We start from the raw sequence: 18,903 nt of genomic DNA on the forward strand, positions 1-18,903 counted from the left end.
ATTTTGAAAACGTTATATATAAACTACGCTGGATCGGAAAAACGCGTTGCGATTGAAGAGAAGAAAAAAATGGTTGAGTTTTTATGGAAGCGAAATGAACAACAAGAGATTGTTGGGCATATTTATGTTGGACGTATCGTAAGAACGATTGCTGGAATGAACGCAGCATTTGTAAACATCGGTTTAGAAAAACATGCGTATCTTTCATACGATGATGTGCCGTCTTCTTATCGTATACATGAAGGGCAGGCAGTACTCGTACAAGTTGTGAAAGAGGCAATTGATACGAAAGGGCCGAAATTGACAGCGAACATAGAATTTACCGGGAAATATGTCGTTTATATGCCATATGATGAAATGCGTGCCGTTTCTCGGAAAATAAAAAATAATAAAAGAAGGCAGCAACTACTCCAAATTGAAGTAGAAGGGACAGGTGGGTACATTTTCCGTTCTGCTTCTGAAAAAGGAGAAATTGAAGAAATACAAGCTGAAATGCAAAGATTACAGCAGCTATATGAAGAGTTAAAAAGAAAAGAGGGCCAAGGAAAGGCACCGTTACTACTTCATCGACCGGCCACCTTTTTAGATCGTGTATTTCAAGAGAATCCAATTGAAACGATTGAAAAAATAGTTGTAGATACAAGAAGTATAGTAAAAGAATTAGAAGAAAAAGTCGGAAAAGAAAAAGTATCTTTTTATAATGAAAAATCTTCAATGTTTAGCCATTTTGGAATAGAGCGTGAAATCGAGAAAGCACTTCAAAAAATTGTGTGGCTCCCGAACGGTGCGTATTTAATTGTGGAACAAATGGAGACGATGACTGTAATTGACGTGAATACGGGCAAGTTTACTGGAAAACAGAATTTACAAGATACAGTTCTTCGTACAAATGAATTGGCTGCTGAAGAGATAGCGCGTCAATTAAGATTGCGTGATATTGGCGGTATGATATTAATTGATTTCATTAATATGAAAAGAAGAGAAGATAAAGAAAAGGTAAGAGAATGTCTCATCGCTGCTATGCAAAGTGATCGCACATATACGAGAGTACTTGGGTTTACAGAGTTAGGGATTTTGGAGATGACACGTAAACGTAAAAAACATTCTTTACGCGACGTATTACTAGAAGAGTGTGTACCGTGCAAAGCGACGGGGTATGTGATGTCATATGAAACAATTGCGTATGAGTTAGAGAGAGAGCTAATCACATATGGAAATATAGAAGACGAAGCAGTATTAATTGCTGCACCTAAAGAATTACAAAAGCAATTTTTGCAAAAAGAATTACAAAAAAATATTCCATTTGAAATTTATTTCAAAGATGATATGATCGAAAAGTACGCCATTATCCGTTTTGGAAGTAAAAAAGAAATTGTAGAACGGAAAAAATAGTTAGTAGAACTTTCATTGACAACCGTCTATGATTCATGATAACATCTTTATGTTATAGTTTATAGCACCTAAACGGCTATATGCTACAACCGCACAAGACAGGTTCCCTAAAGGCATTTATGTCTACCTCGTTTTTGGCGAGTCTTAGTAATTAAGAGGAGGTGCAAGTATGTACGCAATTATCGAAACAGGTGGAAAACAAATTAAAGTTGAAGCTGGTCAAGCAATCTACATTGAAAAATTAGATGTTGAAGCTGGTGAAACTGTTACTTTTGACAAAGTTCTTTTCGTTGGTGGCGAAAACGTTAAAGTTGGTAGCCCAGTTGTAGAAGGTGCAACAGTTACTGCGAAAGTTGAAAAACAAGGTCGCGCTAAGAAAATCATCGTTTTCAAATACAAAGCGAAAAAGAACAATCGTAAGAAACAAGGTCATCGTCAACCTTACACTAAGCTAGTTGTTGAAGCTATCAACGCTTAATCCAGGTTAACATGATTAAAATTACGATAAGTCGCACGAAATTAGGAAGTATCCAATCATTTAAAATGACTGGACATGCCGATTATGCGCCACATGGACAAGATCTTGTCTGTGCTGGAACTACAGCGGTTGTGTTTGGTTCTATAAATGCAGTGGAAGAACTTTGTAATGTGCAGGCAACTATTGAACTCGGAAGCGATGGCGGATTCTTAACGTATGAATTGCCTAATGATTTAGACGTTCATGCAGCAGAAAAAGCACAAACGCTTTTAGAAGGATTGGTTGTTTCGCTTAAGACGATCGAACTTGATTACGGAAAGTATATCCGTTTAATAGAAAAAGTGCAGGAGGTGTAACGTATGTTAAGATTAGATCTTCAGTTTTTCGCATCTAAGAAAGGTGTAGGTAGTACAAAGAACGGTCGTGACTCTCAGTCAAAACGTCTTGGTGCTAAACGCGCAGATGGTCAAACGGTTTCAGGTGGTTCAATTCTTTACCGTCAACGCGGTACAAAAATTTATCCAGGTGTTAACGTTGGTCGTGGTGGCGATGACACTTTATACGCGAAAGTTGACGGCGTAGTACGCTTTGAGCGTCTTGGCCGTGACCGCAAACAAGTGAGCGTATATCCTGTTGCTCAAGAAGCATAAGAACTCACGGAAAACTCTAACCTGAGTGCAGGTTAGAGTTTTTCTATATTAAGGGGTATCTAAATGAATGAAAAATGGACAATTATAGATGCATTGCGCCATTCAAGGCATGATTGGCTCAATCGTATGCAGATGGTGAAAGGAAACCTTTCCCTTGGAAAAGTGGAAGAAATTCATAGTCTCATCGATCGTTTTGTCCAAGAAGCGAGACAAGAATCCAATCTGATGGGGCTATCAATGCCTTTATTTTCAGAGTGGATTTTAACATATAATTGGAAACAGCAGCCGTGCTTATTGGAGTACGAAGTATTAGGGAAATTACATAACTTATCTCACTTAGATGAGACTGTATGTACATGGACGAATCAATTTTTCTCAATGCTTCAGCATAGTTTAGACGTATATGTTGAAAATTATGTTTGTATCACAATTGAATGTGACGCGGAGAATGCTCGTTTCTTTTTTGATTTTCGTGGTAAGCTAACGAGTGTAGAAGAACTACAGAATTGGCTTGCGACCCAAAACAATAAATGGTATTCCATTTCTTATACAGTAAGAGACGAAGAGGTCTCAGTTATATTACAACCAATTGAAAAAAGTGTGGTGAAATAATGTTTGTAGATCAGGTCAAGATATATGTAAAAGGCGGCGACGGTGGTAACGGAATGGTTGCGTATCGTCGTGAGAAGTATGTTCCAAAAGGTGGCCCAGCAGGTGGCGACGGTGGTAAAGGTGCAGATGTTGTTTTCGTTGTTGAGGAAGGCTTACGTACATTAATGGACTTCCGCTACCAACGTCATTTCAAAGCTGATCGTGGTCAGCACGGAATGAGTAAAGGTCAGCACGGACGTAAATCTGAAGATTTACTTGTAAAGGTTCCACCAGGAACAGTAGTAAAAGATGAAAAAACTGGTCAAATTCTTGCCGATTTAGTAACGCATGGGCAAACTGCTGTAATTGCAAAAGGTGGCCGCGGTGGCCGTGGTAACTCACGTTTCGCAACAGCTACGAACCCAGCGCCAGAAATCGCTGAGAACGGGGAACCAGGTCAAGAGCGTGATGTCATTCTAGAACTTAAAGTACTAGCAGACGTTGGACTTGTCGGATTCCCAAGTGTAGGTAAATCTACATTATTATCTGTCGTATCATCAGCACGTCCGAAAATTGCAGAGTATCACTTCACAACAATCGTTCCAAATCTTGGTGTTGTTGAAACTGGTGATAACCGCAGCTTCGTTATGGCTGACCTTCCTGGACTAATTGAAGGCGCACATGCTGGCGTTGGACTTGGACATCAATTCTTACGTCATATCGAGCGTACACGTGTAATCGTGCATGTTATTGATATGTCTGGTTTAGAAGGCCGTGATCCATTTGAAGATTACGTAACGATTAATAATGAATTAAAAGAATACAATCTTCGCTTAACGGAGCGTCCACAAGTTGTTGTTGCAAACAAAATGGATATGCCAGATGCAGAAGAAAACTTACAAGCATTTAAAGAGAAAGTGGGAGACGAAGTAAAAATCTTCCCAATCTCAGCTGTAACGAAACAAGGTGTTCGTGACTTACTGTTTGAAGTAGCGAACTTAATAGAAACAACACCAGAATTCCCGATACATCAAGTTGCGGATGAGTCTGACACAAGTGTAATGTACAAATTTGATACTGAAGGTGTTAAATTTGAAATTACACGTGAAAGTGATGGTACGTTTGTTATCTCTGGTTACGATATCGAGAAAACATTCAAGATGACAGACTTCTCACGTGATGAATCTATACGTCGTTTCGCTCGTCAAATGCGCGGAATGGGTATTGATGAAGCTCTTCGTGCACGTGGTGCGAAAGACGGAGATATTGTAAAAATTCTTGAATATGAATTTGAATTTATCGACTAAGACTGCCGAAATATGGCAGTCTTTTTTTATATCGTAAAAGTCTGATTTAAACAGGAAAAAATCCCCACTAATTAAATTTTCAATTTATAATAAAAAGAGGAGTGGTTTTAGAAGAATTTTTTATAGGGAGAAAGTGAACATGTATAAAATATTAATTGTAGAAGACGATGAAAAAATCGCGGGGATATTAGAAGAGCATTTAGAAAGGTATGGCTATCAGTCATTTAGAGCAAGTGATTTACGACATATAAAAGATGAGTTCGTAAAGGTAAATCCACATCTCGTGTTACTTGATATTAATTTACCGTATTTTGATGGTTTTTATTGGTGTCGTCAAATCCGCAGTGTATCGAATGCGCCAATTATTTTTGTTTCTGCAAGAACAGGGGAAATGGATCAAGTAATGGCGATTGAAAATGGCGGTGATGATTACATTACGAAGCCATTTCATTTAGATATTGTAATGGCAAAGGTGAAAAGTGCACTTCGCCGTGGGTATGGTGAGTATGCCTCTGTTGCGGAGAGTGATTGTTTAGGTGTAAATGGACTGTTGTTATTCCCATCACAACACATCGTTGAGTGGCAGGGGCAACAAACGGAGCTGACCAAAAATGAATTTTACTTATTAGAGTGTTTAATGAAACAAGCAAATCAATATGTAACGCGCGAAGAATTGTTAGAAGCCCTGTGGGATGAAGTAGCCTTTGTTGATGATAATACATTAACTGTAAATGTAAAACGTGTAAGGAAGAAAATAGAGGAGCTAGGCATTAAAAATGCGATTGTAACGAAACGTGGATATGGTTATGCGCTTCTTACAGAGTGGGGAGAAGGGCATGAAGGTTAAAAATTACCTCATGGACCGCTTTTCTTTAATTCTTTCCTATATCGTTAGCCTTTGTTTATTTGGGCTCGTTTTGCAGCTGCAAAGTCTTTTAGAAAAGCGATCCATTGATTGGAGTACGTGGTTATATGGACTTTTATTAGGGATGCTTGTGTTTACTGTATACCTCATTTACGATTACCGAAAACGGAGTGTGTTTTTAAAGAGGATCGAAAAGTATGTTACTGGCGGAAATACATTACATGATTCATTACTTATTGATACTTCTTATACGTCAGAGCAAGAGATGGTCGTTGAATCATTTACGTTATTAAGACAGCAATATATGAATGAAGTTCATAAACAACATGCGAAAGAACAGCAGCAAATGATATTTATGAATCAATGGATTCATCAAATGAAAACACCAGTATCTGTTATCGAATTATTATTACAGAAGTTTGGTAAAGAACATCGTGAAGCAAGAGCAACAGTTGAAAGTATTCGTGAAGAAAATAATCGTATATTAAACGGTTTAGATTTAGCGTTACATATGGCAAGGTTAGGGCAGTTTGCGAAAGATTATAAGGTAGAAGTAGTAAATGTGATAGATATCATTCGAGGTATTATTAATGAAAATCGAAAATCCTTTATTCAATCGTCTGTATTCCCGAAAGTAATGTTTGAGGAAGATACTTGTATGGTTGCATCTGACAGAAAATGGCTCAGTATTGCTATAAGTCAAATTGTTGTAAACGCAATTAAGTATACGAAAATTTCAGAGACAGAGAAAAAGGAAATTCAATTTCAAATTGAAGAAAAAGACCAAAAGGTATTATTACATATTAAGGACAATGGAATTGGTATTCCAAAGCAAGATGTAAAGCGTATATTTGATCCATTCTTTACGGGAATAAATGGCCGTAAAACGAGAGAAGCGACTGGAATGGGCTTATATATTACGAAGGAAATTTGTGATAATTTACATCACGGTATTTATGTGCAATCGGCTGAAGGGGAAGGGACAACATTCACGTTCCAATTTGCAAAAGATGAAGAATATCATACATTAATGAGAAAAATGACAAAACTGTAAGATAACAAAACGTTTTGTAAGGGAAATCACTCGTTTCTTTTTCTTATTTTTCTTATAGTAAATGTAAGAAGAAAACGCATAGGGGGATTAGAAATGAGTGTTCTTGAAGTAAAAGGATTAACAAAGGTGTATCAATCAAAAGGTTCAGTAGCGACGACTGCTTTAAATGATATAAATTTTAAAATAGAAGAAGGCGAATTTGTAGGGATTATGGGCCCTTCAGGAAGCGGGAAAACAACGCTTTTAAATTTATTAGCAACAATTGATAAGCAAACTTCAGGTCATGTGCTTGTAAATGGGGAAGAAATTAATCAAATGCGTGCTGCAAAATTAGCGGAGTTTCGCCGTACACATTTAGGATTTATCTTCCAAGATTTTAACTTGCTTGATACGTTATCGATTAAAGAAAATATTATTTTACCACTTGTCATGGCGAAGAAATCTGTAAATGAAATCGATGCAAAAGTGCTTGAGATTGCAAAGTTTTTAAATATCGAAGAAATTTTAAATAAAAAAGTATATGAAGTATCAGGCGGACAACAACAACGTGCAGCAGCTGCGAGAGCGATTATTCATGAGCCTACGTTAATTTTAGCAGATGAACCGACTGGAAACTTAGATTCGAAGTCAGCGAAATCATTAATGAGCGCGTTGCAAGATTTGCATGAACAAAAGAAAGTGACAATTGCAATGGTTACGCATGATCCAGTAGCGGCGAGTTATTGCGAACGTATTCTATTCATTCGCGACGGAGAAATTTTCTCAGAAATACATAAAGGAAGAACGAAGCAAGCCTTTTTCCAAGAAATTCTGGACGTACTTGCGATGCTAGGAGGAGAATATCATGAACTTTCGCCAGCTCGCGCTTAGTAATGTAAAAGGAAATTGGCGTAATTATAAAGCGTTTCTTATAAGTAGTTGTTTATCGATAGTCGTATTTTTCATGTATGCTTCCTTTATTTATCATCCAGATGTCGTAAGCGGTAATATTAGTATGAGGGATATGATTTCAAAAGGGTTAGAATCGATGAATTATATTGTAGTCATTTTCTCAGCACTCTTTATTTTATATGCAAATTCAACATTTTTACGAGCAAGGAAAAAAGAATTTGGTCTATTAACGTTAATAGGTGGAACAAAATCTCAACTTGGCCGGATGATTATATTAGAGCAGCTTATGTTAGGTAGCATTGCCATTGTAGTAGGTATTGGGCTTGGTATGCTTTGTTCAAAATTATTTTTCCAAGCATTAAGTGTAATATTGAAAATAGATAAAACACTTCCACTCGTATGGAATAGTAAAGCAGTTTTGATTACAGCGGGTGTATACTTTATTCTATTTTTAATCTTATCATTGTTTAGCGTTTGGACAGTAGGACGCTTGCAAATTATTGATTTATTAAGAGAAGCAAGAAAACAAAAAGTAGAACCTTTTGCATTTACATGGTTATGTGTAGTTGGTATAGGATGTATTATTGTTGCATATGTACTTAGCTTCCAAGTAACATTTATGAATTTTATCATTCTGTTTTTACCGATTGTAGGGTTGACGATAGGCGGAACTTATTTACTGTTTACACAAGGTAGTACAGTTGTATTAAAGGCGTTACAAAAACGAAAAAAATCTTTTTATACATATCCAAATATGTTCGTACTTAGCAATCTGATTTATAAAATGAAAGATAATGCTCGTTTTCTATTTGTAATTTCTATCATTACGGCCGTTGTATCTTCAGCAGTTGGTACACTGTACGTATTTTTTGAGGATATGAGTTATAAGGCAGTAACTAGTACCCCGCATGCTATTTCGTATGAGGAAAAAGGCATTCATACGCATAATGTCATCAAAGAAGGAAAAACAAAAGAATTAATAAAAAAACAGGGGTTTGAAGATGCGCGAGAAGTAACGTACGTAAAACTTCCTGGAACTCAAAAAATCACGATGTTTAACAGTGAACATGAAGTGCCAATGGCGATTGTTTCAGAAAAAGAATATAACGCTGAAGTACGTAAACAAAAGAGAGAGCAAGTTAGAGAAGTTCATAATGCACCAGGTAGTGCAACGATGGTCATAATGGATATGGCGAACGATATGATGAAGATAGATCTTTCGAAACCGTATGAAATTAAAATTAACGGACAAACGCAGTCTGTTCAACTGAATAAGCCAACTTCATTTTCTGTTTTTAATGATAGTGAATATCTCATTGTGAATGATCAAGATTTTGAGAAATACGCAAAACTCGTACCAGATGAAGAAAAGACGAAATATTACGGTTATTATATAGAAGACTGGAAAAGTACAGAAGACCTTGTGTTAGATTTGAAAAAGGAAATTGCACCAGATAAGCAAGCGGAATTAAATAACTCGGTGCTCAATTATAAAAATATAAGGGAATCAGGAGCAATTACGATGTTTATCGGTTTCTTTGTAGCTGTACTGTTCTTCTTCTTCGCTTGTAGTATGACATACTTTAAATGGTTTAACGATAAAGAACAAGATCGTATTCAATTTAAATCATTAAAGAGAATCGGTATGACAGATAAAGAAATTCGTAAAATTGCAATTCGACAAATGGGCGTTATCTTCTTTATCCCAATTTTGATCGGTGCCATTCATAGTGGATTTGCTCTTCATACGTTAGGGAAAATGCTTTATCTCGATTTATGGAAATCAGGTGCGATTGTAATTGGAGCATACGTTATAGCTTCTGCGATTTACTTTATAATCGCGCAAAGAGGATATTTGAAACACGTGAAAAGCTAGAGAAACCTCTAGCTTTTTACCTATGTAGTAAGTTATAGGGGGACGATAGATGAACATTCGGCAACTAGCGCTGCAAAATATAAAAGGAAATTGGCGTAATTATAAAGTGTTTTTCTTAAGTAGTTGTTTTGCAATATTTGCGTCTTTTGCATACATGTCTGTCATTGTACATCCGTATATGCAGGAGACGATGTGGTATCAAAACGTACGCTGGGGACTTATTATATGTAATGTTATAATCATTTCTTTTTTCGTCATATTTATTTTGTACTCTACTTCTATTTTCATAGAAGCGCGTAAGAAAGAATTAGGGTTATATATGTTAATGGGAGCAACGAAATCTAACGTAATTGGCGTAATTATGACCGAGCAAATGTTGATCGGGGTATTTGCTAATATTTTTGGCATTGGGCTTGGCATGATCTTTCTAAAGCTCTTCTTTATGGTGTTTAGTATGTTGCTGGGGCTTCCGAAAGAACTCCCTGTCATATTTGACTTGAAAGCGATTGGGGTAACGTTTATTACATATATGGTTGTTTTTATTCTGTTATCTTTTATAAGTGCTTTACGTATATGGAACATAAAAATCATTCGGTTATTGAAAGAATTTCGAACAGATAAAAAAGAGAAGAAAACATCAATGTGGCTTTGTATATTCGGCTTTATTTGTTTAGGGATAGGATATGCGTTAGCGTTACAAGCTACGATGCTAACGATAGCGTTATACTTCTTTTTGCCTGTGTCTATACTTGTCTTTTTCGGAACGTATTTTTCATTTACACATGGTACTGCTCAAATATTAGAAATGATAAAACGAAATAAAAAGATTATGTATACATATCCGTATTTATTTATAGTGAATCAATTGTCACATCGAATGAAGGAAAATGGTCGTTTTTTCTTTTTAATGTCAATGGCAACGACGTTTGTAGTTACGGCAACAGGTACGGTGTTCTTATATTTTTCTGGTATGCAAGATATGTGGCGGGGTGGAGGAGTGCACTCATTTTCTTACATAGAAAAAGGTACTTCTTCTCATGAAGTCTTTGCGGAAGGAACGGTTGAACAATTATTGCACCAATATGGGTATGATGATTTTCAATATATGAGTTTTGTTGGAGTGTATGCATCTTTTCAGTCCAATAAGGGAGAAACAACAATAGTACCGCTTATAAAAGGAAGTGAATATAACCAAGAAGCGAGGAAACAAAAACAGAAAACGTATTATCCTAAAAAAGGTACAGTGACACTCGTTTATTATAATAAATACAATAATTCGAATGTATATAATCAAAAAGAGATTCAATTGCAAGTAATGAATCAACCATATCAATTCGTATTTAACGGCCAGAAAGAAGGGATTCAATTTAACTATCATCCTTCGTACATTAATGGTCTGTTCTTCGTTATGAATGATAAAGACTTTGACAGTATAGCAAATCAAGTTCCTGATTCTGAAAAAATGATATATAGAGGCTATACATTACCAAATATCGAAAATACGAAAGAATTAAATGAAGATTTACGGAAACATATGAAACAAGATAAAGATCATGCATTTCGAAGTAATATGGAGTTATATGTGAATATGAAATCGTTCGGTGATATTACTCTATTTCTAGGCTCATTCATTAGTATATTATTTTTCCTTACATCATGTAGCATCGTATATTTTAAATGGTTCCATAATATTGCATCGGACCGAAAGCAGTATGGTGCACTCTCTAAACTTGGAATGACGAAGGAAGAAGTATGGAAGATTTCTCGCTGGCAATTATGTACGCTATTTTTTGCGCCAATTATAGTAGGGAGTATGCATAGTGCAGTTGCGTTATATACGTTTCATAATACGATGTTTATGGATGGTTCATTACGAAAAGTAGGCTTGTTTATTCTATTTTATATCGCTGCATGCATCATGTATTTCTTTTTTGCTCAAAGAGAATATAGGAAACATTTAGACTAGCGAATGCTAGTCTTTTTTTAATATTCGAAATTTACATAGAAGAATATAAAAAAGTATGGTATAACAGTAAGAAAACGAAAAAGAGGGGAAAAGACGATGATTCGAGTAGGATATTTAGGACCAGAAGCAACATTTACAAATATGGCGGTGAGTCGTTTTTTTCCGGAAGCAGAGCATGTACCGTATCGAACGATCCCAGATTGTATGGATGCAGCTGCAAATGGAAATGTAGATTATGCAGTGGTACCACTAGAAAACGCCATAGAAGGTTCAGTGAATATAACAGTTGATTACCTCGTGCATGAGCAACCACTTTCTATTGTAGGAGAAATTACAGTACCAATTCAGCAACATTTACTTGTGCATCCGCAGTATGCAGAAGTGTGGGAAGAAGTATATGCAGTGCATTCTCATCCGCACGCTATTGCCCAATGTCATAAGTTTTTAAATGAAGAATTAAAAGGGATAACTGCTCGAGATATGACATCAACAAGTGCCGCTGCACAATATGTGAAAGAACATCCTGAAGAAAAAATTGCTGCCATTGCAAATGAAGCAGCTGCAGAGAAATACGGATTGACGATTGTAAGACGAAGTATTCATACACATAAAAATAATCATACACGTTTCCTCGTGCTCCATAAGAAAAAGAAAGCAATACTCTCAAATAACGGAGAAAACCGCGGAGAGAAAACGACGCTTATGATAACGTTACCTGCTGATTATGCAGGAGCACTATATCAAGTGTTATCAGCTTTCGCATGGAGAAAACTAAACTTATCAAAAATCGAATCGCGTCCGATGAAAACAGGCCTTGGAAATTACTTTTTCTTAATCGATGTCGATAAAGCATACGATGATGTATTATTGCCAGGTGTAACGATGGAACTTGAAGCACTCGGTTTTTCTGTTACTGTGCTTGGGAGTTATTCTTCTTATTGGTTGTAAGGGGAGCTAGGTTATACCGCGTGATAGATAAATAAAATCCCACCTATAAATGGTGGGATTCTTTATTTTAACTTCGCAAGACGATCCTCTAACTGACCACGCCAAACATCAGCTAGTTCTGGAACAGAAAGAATCTTTTCAATAGCATCTTTATCTTTTCTATTATGAAAATAAATTTCGTTAGAGAATAAAACAGATACATTGTTTGATGGACGTTCTAGTAAAGTAATTTTAGAATCTTTACGTACAGTACCTTCTTGAAGAACGCGGCATAGATAGCCAGTAAAGCCAGTTGCTACAATACGCGGCAGTATGCCAGGGATACCAAGACGTTTTGAAATTGTGCTACAAGGTACTCTTGCTTGTGTTACTTGAATGATTGCTTCGCCTAGTTGATATGTATCTCCGATGCAAACATCACGCTCTAACATATTTGTTACGGTAATGTTTTCGCCAAATGCAGAAGCTGGGAGTGTTGTTTGAAATTCCTCTTCCCATAGTGCGTAATGCTCGTGTGAGTACACACAAACTGCACGATCAGGTCCCCCATGGTGTTTTAAATCCGCTACGTCATCACCAAGGAAGCCATCTTTTGAGAGAAAAGCTTCTTCCGTAGAATCTTTACATATACCTGTTATCATTTCTTTATCTTCGCCATATTTCATTTGTTTCGGTTTGCCAATGCTAAAGTGAACGAGTTCAATTCTCATATTTGATCTCCTTTACGATTGATTACAATATTATAGCATTAAAAAAGCACAGAGAATTATAAAAACTCTGTGCTTTACATTAATAAACGAGAAATCCCGCTTTATCTAAAGCCTCGCAAGCAGCGTCTAATTTTTCTTTAGAATCTGCTTCAATTGTATGTAAGTGAATACCGTCTGTTAGTTGCGAGAGGTAGGAAGCATTTGTGTTTTCGATTTTTTGTAAATATTGCTCTACATCAAAGCGATTGCTTACCATAATGGATGCTGTTAAGTCACCATATACAGGATGCTCAACTTTTACATCTTTAATCGTAACGCCGTGGTCAACAAGCATTGTAAGTTCTTGACGTACTTCTGCTGGTTTATGTTGGCATACAATTACGCGTTCGAAAGCTTGTTGTTTCTCTTGTGGTTTTAAATATAGATACCCTTGAGCAGTCGCAATAATCGGTTCGTTTCGTGCTTTAAGCAAGGAAATATCTTGCACAATAACTTGTCTACTTACGTTCGTCTTTTTCGATAGTTCATTCCCTGATAACGGTTCGTTTGCAGCAAGAAGCCACTGCAGGATAAGTTGTCGTCTTTCTTCACCTAAAATCTTTTTTTGTTCATTTTGTTTCATTATGATTTAACACCTCTATAAAATTGATTTCCAATTGTGTGTAGTGCATGAATAGTAGTATCAATTTGATCTTTCGTTGTTTGCTGCCCGAAAGAGAAGCGGACATATTGTTTTGCCTCTTCATACGTTTTTCCAATTGCAAGCATTGTTTTCGAAGGTTCTTGTTTACCGACTTGGCAAGCACTTCCGGTGGAAATGGCAATACCATGGCGATTACATTCTAGCATTGTGTATTGACCTTCTATTCCTTTTATTGTAACCCCAATAATATGTGGTAAACAAGAAGTAGAATGACCTTCTACTTCAATTTCTAGAGGAAGTGCTTGTAATCGCTCTAAAAAGTAGGCTCGCAACTCTTTAAAACGTAAGCTTTCTTCCTGCTGATTTTTTAATATATTCTCAGCTGCGGTTAAAAAAGATGCGATGCCAGGAACGTTTACTGTACCTGGGCGAAACCCTTTTTCGTGAGAAGTTCCCGGAAATATTTGTGCCCAGCGTACTTGCGGATTTATATAGCAAGCGCCAACACCTTTTGGTCCGTATATTTTATGTGCTGAAACAGAAAGACTATCAATCCCCATCTCAAAAACATTGATAGGAAGCTTACCGAATGTTTGCACACAATCGGAATGAAATAAAACTTTATATTTTTTTAAAAGTGCTCCAATTTCTGCGATGTTTTGAACGGTTCCAATTTCAGAGTTTCCGTGCTGTATGCTTGCTAGAACAGTATTCTCTGTAATAGCTGTTTCTAAATCATCTAAATGAATTCGCCCGCCTTCATCAACAGGAATTTCAGTAATTGTATACCCTTCTGATTGTAGGGATTGAAAATAACTTCGAATGGATGCGTGTTCCATAGGTGTCGTAATAATATGTTTCTTATTTCGGGCATTTAGAAGAGATTGAATCGCCAGATAGTTAGATTCTGAGCCGCCGCTCGTGAAGAATACCCCTTGTTCCTTTCCACCAATCATGTCAGCAAATGTTTTTCTGCAAACTTGTAATAAAGAAGATGCTGTTCCTCCAATGTCATGTAAACTTTGCTCATTTCCGAAGTATTGCGATGCTGCTTTCATATATGTTTGTAATGCTTCCGCGCTCATAGGTGTAGTAGCTGCATAGTCAAGATATATCATCATGTAAGATCCTCTCTCTAGTAAGAGTTACATTTCTTTTATTTTTTAAATGGTAGTGAAAATAAGAATTATAAAAAAACTCTTGTCATTATTTTAAAACTATGTAAATATAGGTGTCAAGACAGTTGAAAAGTGTAAAGTAGGAGGCAACAATTATGCCAAGTGCAGATGTCTTAATTATTGGAAGTGGCGTTGCGGCACTTCGTGTTGCGAAAGAGATTTGTCACGAAAAGAATGTGATTATTATCACAAAAGAAACGAACCGTAATAATAATACATATTTAGCGCAAGGCGGAATTGCCGCAGCGGTTGCTACATATGACAATCCAAACGATCATTTTGAAGATACGTTAGTAGCTGGGTGTCATTATAACAATGAAGATGTGGTCCGTTATTTAGTCGAGGAAGGACCGAAAGAGATGAATAATCTCATTGGAAATGGAATGAAATTTGATGGAGATGAAACGGGTCCTCATCTTGGAAAAGAAGGTGCACATCGAAAGCGTCGCATTTTACATGCAGGCGGCGATGCAACAGGAAAGAATTTATTAGAGCATTTCATTCAAGAAGTAGCTCCGCACGTTACGGTAGTGGAACAGGAAATGGTGCTCGATTTTATTATAGAAAATGATAAATGTGTTGGAGTTTTAACGCGAAATAGTGAAGGGAAGCTGAAGCGTTACGTTGCAGATTATACGGTGTTAGCAACAGGTGGGATTGGCGGTTTATACGCCTTTACTTCTAACGATAAGACAATTATGGGTGATGGACTTGCGATGGTATACCGCGCAGGCGGAGAACTCGTAGATTTAGAGTTTGTACAATTTCATCCAACAATGTTATACGCGAACGGACGGTGCTGCGGCCTCGTCTCTGAAGCTGTCCGTGGTGAAGGAGCTGTCCTTATAAATGGAAAAGGGCAGCGTTTTATGATGGATATACACCATGATCACGATCTCGCGCCGCGCGATGTAGTAGCAAGAGCGATTCATGAACAGCTTTTGTCGGGTGAACAAGTGTATGTAAATATCGAGTCTATCCGAAATTTCGAAGAACGTTTTCCGACTGTATCATTATTGTGTAAAAAGAATGGCATCGATATAAATGAAAAACGTATTCCGGTCGTACCCGGTGCTCATTTTCATATGGGCGGCGTGAAAACGAACTGTGATGGAGAGACGTCCATTCCAAATTTATATGCGGTCGGTGAAGTAGCTTGTAACGGTGTTCATGGGGCAAATAGGCTAGCAAGTAATTCGTTATTAGAAGGTCTTGTGTTTGGAAAAAGAATAGGACAACATATTTTAACGAAAGCGGCAAAAGGCAGATTGAACACACTAGCTGAGAAGGAAAAGAAGTTTATCGCCCTGAGTCATTTGCCGGCGAAAGAAGAAATACAAGAATGCATGATGAAATATGTTGGGATTGTGCGAACAGAGCAAAGTTTATCTTATGCAAAGAGATGGCTTAGTAAATACGGTGTTCGAAATATGATATTGCAACATGACGCTCTTACAAATGAAGAGATAACGCTTATTAATATGTTAACAGTCTGTGAGCTTATAGTCGTATCAGCTTTGCAAAGAGAAGAAAGCATTGGTGGTCATTATAGAAGTGATTATCTAGATAGAAATAGCGAAAAAAAAGAGATCGTTCGAGTGAAAAGAAAACTACAACTTGTGTGATGAAGGGAAGAGGGGCTTTATGAACATGATAAAAGTTAAAGAAGCATTAAATCGATTTTTTCTAGAAGATATAGGAGAAAGAGATGTAACATCTCAGCTTATTTTTCCAGACAATTTACTTTCAAAAGGAACATTTCTTGCGAAGGATACAGGTGTCTTTGCGGGGCGTTTAGTAATTGAAGAAGGCTTTAAATTAATTGATGAGAGAATTGAAGTGGAGCTTCATAAAAAAGATGGAGATCTTGTAGAAAAGGGCGAAATAATAGCAACTGTGCAAGGGCCAATTGCTTCGTTATTAACGGCAGAGCGCGTTATATTAAACGTTATTCAGCGTATGAGTGGGATAGCTACAATGACACATGAAGCTGTTCGTGCTTTAAATAGTAGCCATACACGTATTTGCGATACACGAAAAACGATGCCGGGGCTACGTATGTTTGATAAGTATGCAGTTGTGTGCGGAGGCGGATTTAATCACCGTTTTGGTTTATATGACGGTGTCATGATTAAAGACAATCATATTGCTTTTGCTGGTTCTATTACGAAAGCCGTTACATCGGTGAAAGAAAAATTAGGACATATGGTGAAAGTAGAAGTGGAAACAGAAACAGAGGACCAAGTGAGAGAAGCAGTAGCTGCTGGTGCGGATATTATTATGTTTGATAACCGTACGCCAGATGAGATCCGGGAGTTTTCAAAGATTGTACCAAGTGCCATCGTGACGGAAGCATCAGGAGGCATTACAATTGAAGAATTATCGAAATACGGAAAAACAGGGGTAGATTATATTTCACTTGGAGCGTTAACACATTCAGTGAAAGCACTTGATATTAGTTTCAATATAGAGGCGTAAGGAAAGTGGCTTAGAGGGGGAGAAAGGGATATGAGTATTTTAGAAAAAGTACAACCGATTGAAACGATGTTACCAGAGCGTTATTACACGATGACAATAGAAGATATGGAAAAGCGTGTTCGTGCAATTAAAGAAAAAATGGGGAAATCACTATTTATTCCAGGACATCACTATCAAAAAGATGAAGTGGTACAATTTTCTGATGCAGCAGGAGATTCACTTCAGCTTGCGCAAGTTGCAGCGAGCAATAAAGAAGCAAAATACATTGTATTTTGTGGTGTGCACTTTATGGCAGAAACAGCAGATATGTTAACGACAGACGATCAAATCGTTATGTTGCCAGATATGCGTGCAGGGTGTTCGATGGCAGATATGGCAGATATCGAACAAACAGAAAGAGCGTGGAAAGAGCTCACAAAATTATTTGGAGATACGATGATTCCGTTAACGTATGTTAACTCGACAGCTGCAATTAAAGCGTTTTGCGGTCGTAATGGCGGAGCGACAGTAACTTCGTCTAATGCAAAACAAATGGTATCTTGGGCATTTACACAAAAAGAGCGCCTTGTCTTTTTACCGGACCAACATTTAGGAAGAAATACAGCATACGATTTAGGTATCCCGTTAGATAAAATGGCAGTCTGGGACCCGCATACAGATTCATTAGAGTACGATGGAGATATAGGAGAAATTCAAGTGATTTTATGGAAAGGACATTGTTCTGTTCATCAAAACTTTACAGTGAAAAACGTTGAGAATGTACGGAAAAATCATCCGGATATGAACATTATCGTACATCCGGAATGTTGCTACGAAGTTGTAGCTGCTTCGGATTACGCAGGATCAACGAAATATATTATTGATATGATTGAATCGGCTCCATCTGGAAGTAAATGGGCGATTGGTACAGAGATGAATTTAGTGAACCGAATTATTCAACAACATCCAGATAAAGAAATTGTTTCACTTAATCCATTTATGTGTCCGTGTTTAACGATGAACCGAATTGATCTGCCGCACTTATTATGGGCACTTGAAACGATAGAAAGAGGAGAAGTAATTAACGTTATTAGCGTAGATAAACAAGTGACCGAAGAAGCGGTTCTTGCATTAAATCGTATGTTAGAGCGTGTGTAAAGCAGCGGGATTCCCGTTGCTTTTTTTCGTACATATAATCATAACGAGAACGAAATGGGCATACATTGTTGTGAAGAAATCATTGTGATTTTCTTATGCTTATGCCACTTCGAACTATATTGGAAATAGAAGGAGTGTTAAAAGTAAAAAGAAGTTCATGTTATTTAGAAGGTGTTACTTCATGAGATTTGTTACTTATAGATAAGTTATACAGGAGGGGGAAAATTTGAAAATTCATATCGTGCAAAAAGGAGATACCCTTTGGAAAATTGCAAAAAAGTACGGAGTGGATTTTGATACGTTGAAAAATACAAATACACAACTTAGTAATCCAGATTTAATCATGCCAGGTATGAAAATTAAAGTGCCATCAAGCAGCGTTCACGTAAAACAACATGCTGGAGCAGGTTCAGCACCTCCAAAGCAATACGTAAAAGAGGTGCAACAAAAAGAGTTTGCAGCAACGCCAACTCCGCTTGGAATAGAAGATGAGGAAGAAGTTACCTATCAATCAGCGCCAATTACACAGCAACCTGCTATGCAACAAACACAAAAAGAAGTGCAAGTAAAACCACAGAAGGAAATGCAAGTGCAGCCGCAAAAAGAAGTACAGGTAAAACCACAGAAGGAAATGCAAGTGACACCGCAAAAGGAAATACAGGTAAAGCCACAAAAAGAAGTGCAAAAAGAAAAGCCAATTCAAATAGAAAAACCAGTTGAAAAACCGTCTGTTATTCAA

At 37.1% G+C, this 18,903-nt stretch carries 18 protein-coding genes, 1 pseudogene and 1 other annotated feature; of the genes and pseudogenes, 16 read left to right on the forward strand and 3 right to left on the reverse strand.

What is annotated here, in order from left to right:
* Positions 1-3: 3 nt before the first annotated feature.
* The 12 genes from VF726_RS08380 to pheA all read left to right on the forward strand — a co-directional run bounded on the left by VF726_RS08380 (position 4) and on the right by pheA (position 12,018).
* On the forward strand, positions 4-1,392 hold the full coding sequence (locus VF726_RS08380; protein WP_440167352.1) for an Rne/Rng family ribonuclease: 1,389 nt from the start codon (positions 4-6) through the stop codon (positions 1,390-1,392).
* A gap of 77 nt (positions 1,393-1,469) precedes the next feature.
* Positions 1,470-1,547: a sequence feature (ribosomal protein L21 leader region), on the forward strand.
* A gap of 14 nt (positions 1,548-1,561) precedes the next feature.
* A complete protein-coding gene (gene rplU / locus VF726_RS08385; RefSeq protein ID WP_000270907.1) occupies positions 1,562-1,870 on the forward strand; it encodes a 50S ribosomal protein L21 in 309 nt (102 codons plus the stop codon).
* Positions 1,871-1,881: 11 nt separating this feature from the next.
* Entirely contained in the window at positions 1,882-2,226 is a 345-nt protein-coding gene (locus VF726_RS08390) for a ribosomal-processing cysteine protease Prp (protein WP_001973720.1), read from the forward strand.
* Between the two features lie 3 nt (positions 2,227-2,229).
* On the forward strand, positions 2,230-2,520 hold the full coding sequence (gene rpmA, locus VF726_RS08395) for a 50S ribosomal protein L27 (RefSeq protein WP_000944957.1): 291 nt from the start codon (positions 2,230-2,232) through the stop codon (positions 2,518-2,520).
* A gap of 63 nt (positions 2,521-2,583) precedes the next feature.
* Positions 2,584-3,132 (forward strand): sporulation initiation phosphotransferase B, encoded by a 549-nt coding sequence (locus VF726_RS08400; protein WP_001003587.1) that lies wholly within the window; start codon positions 2,584-2,586, stop codon positions 3,130-3,132.
* Entirely contained in the window at positions 3,132-4,418 is a 1,287-nt protein-coding gene (obgE, locus tag VF726_RS08405; RefSeq protein ID WP_048531424.1) for a GTPase ObgE, read from the forward strand. Before VF726_RS08400 ends, obgE begins: the two co-directional genes overlap by 1 nt.
* 139 nt (positions 4,419-4,557) lie before the next feature.
* Positions 4,558-5,265 carry a response regulator transcription factor gene (locus tag VF726_RS08410; protein ID WP_440167358.1) on the forward strand — a complete coding sequence of 236 codons (708 nt, stop codon included), beginning with the start codon at positions 4,558-4,560 and terminating at the stop codon, positions 5,263-5,265.
* The gene (locus tag VF726_RS08415) at positions 5,255-6,337 is read left to right on the forward strand and encodes a HAMP domain-containing histidine kinase (protein ID WP_440167360.1); all 1,083 of its coding nucleotides are present in this window, start codon (positions 5,255-5,257) and stop codon (positions 6,335-6,337) included. The genes VF726_RS08410 and VF726_RS08415 overlap by 11 nt, the downstream gene beginning before the upstream one ends.
* 93 nt (positions 6,338-6,430) lie before the next feature.
* Positions 6,431-7,207, forward strand: coding sequence for an ABC transporter ATP-binding protein (locus tag VF726_RS08420; protein ID WP_000114530.1), 777 nt, complete (start codon positions 6,431-6,433; stop codon positions 7,205-7,207).
* Positions 7,182-9,104: an FtsX-like permease family protein gene (locus VF726_RS08425; RefSeq protein WP_440167362.1), complete on the forward strand. Its 1,923-nt coding sequence runs from the start codon at positions 7,182-7,184 to the stop codon at positions 9,102-9,104. Before VF726_RS08420 ends, VF726_RS08425 begins: the two co-directional genes overlap by 26 nt.
* A 49-nt stretch (positions 9,105-9,153) precedes the next feature.
* Positions 9,154-11,070, forward strand: a complete 1,917-nt coding sequence (locus VF726_RS08430) for an ABC transporter permease (protein ID WP_440167364.1) — start codon at positions 9,154-9,156, stop codon at positions 11,068-11,070.
* Between the two features lie 96 nt (positions 11,071-11,166).
* A complete protein-coding gene (gene pheA, locus VF726_RS08435) occupies positions 11,167-12,018 on the forward strand; it encodes a prephenate dehydratase (RefSeq protein ID WP_000621725.1) in 852 nt (283 codons plus the stop codon).
* 62 nt (positions 12,019-12,080) lie between these two features.
* On the opposite strand, the gene VF726_RS08440 is transcribed toward pheA, so the two are convergent.
* From VF726_RS08440 to VF726_RS08450, 3 genes are all read right to left on the reverse strand, one after another.
* Positions 12,081-12,728 (reverse strand): MOSC domain-containing protein, encoded by a 648-nt coding sequence (locus tag VF726_RS08440; RefSeq protein WP_440167367.1) that lies wholly within the window; start codon positions 12,726-12,728, stop codon positions 12,081-12,083.
* 79 nt (positions 12,729-12,807) lie between these two features.
* Entirely contained in the window at positions 12,808-13,350 is a 543-nt protein-coding gene (locus VF726_RS08445; RefSeq protein ID WP_000812272.1) for a transcription repressor NadR, read from the reverse strand.
* Positions 13,350-14,492 carry an IscS subfamily cysteine desulfurase gene (locus VF726_RS08450; RefSeq protein ID WP_440167370.1) on the reverse strand — a complete coding sequence of 381 codons (1,143 nt, stop codon included), beginning with the start codon at positions 14,490-14,492 and terminating at the stop codon, positions 13,350-13,352. The genes VF726_RS08445 and VF726_RS08450 overlap by 1 nt, the downstream gene beginning before the upstream one ends.
* 152 nt (positions 14,493-14,644) lie before the next feature.
* Here VF726_RS08450 and nadB point away from each other — a divergent pair, with 152 nt between their 5' ends.
* The 4 genes and pseudogenes from nadB to safA form a co-directional block, all read left to right on the forward strand.
* Positions 14,645-16,174: an L-aspartate oxidase gene (nadB, locus tag VF726_RS08455; RefSeq protein WP_440167372.1), complete on the forward strand. Its 1,530-nt coding sequence runs from the start codon at positions 14,645-14,647 to the stop codon at positions 16,172-16,174.
* A 19-nt stretch (positions 16,175-16,193) separates the two neighbouring features.
* A complete protein-coding gene (gene nadC / locus VF726_RS08460; RefSeq protein ID WP_440167374.1) occupies positions 16,194-17,027 on the forward strand; it encodes a carboxylating nicotinate-nucleotide diphosphorylase in 834 nt (277 codons plus the stop codon).
* A 30-nt stretch (positions 17,028-17,057) separates the two neighbouring features.
* A complete protein-coding gene (gene nadA / locus VF726_RS08465) occupies positions 17,058-18,164 on the forward strand; it encodes a quinolinate synthase NadA (protein ID WP_440167376.1) in 1,107 nt (368 codons plus the stop codon).
* 226 nt (positions 18,165-18,390) lie between these two features.
* Positions 18,391-18,547: pseudogene (safA, locus tag VF726_RS08470) on the forward strand (SafA/ExsA family spore coat assembly protein); the annotation flags it as partial.
* Positions 18,548-18,903: the final 356 nt, after the last annotated feature.

It is taken from the genome of Bacillus sp. Brlt_9 (assembly GCF_051948935.1).
Classification (GTDB): domain Bacteria; phylum Bacillota; class Bacilli; order Bacillales; family Bacillaceae_G; genus Bacillus_A.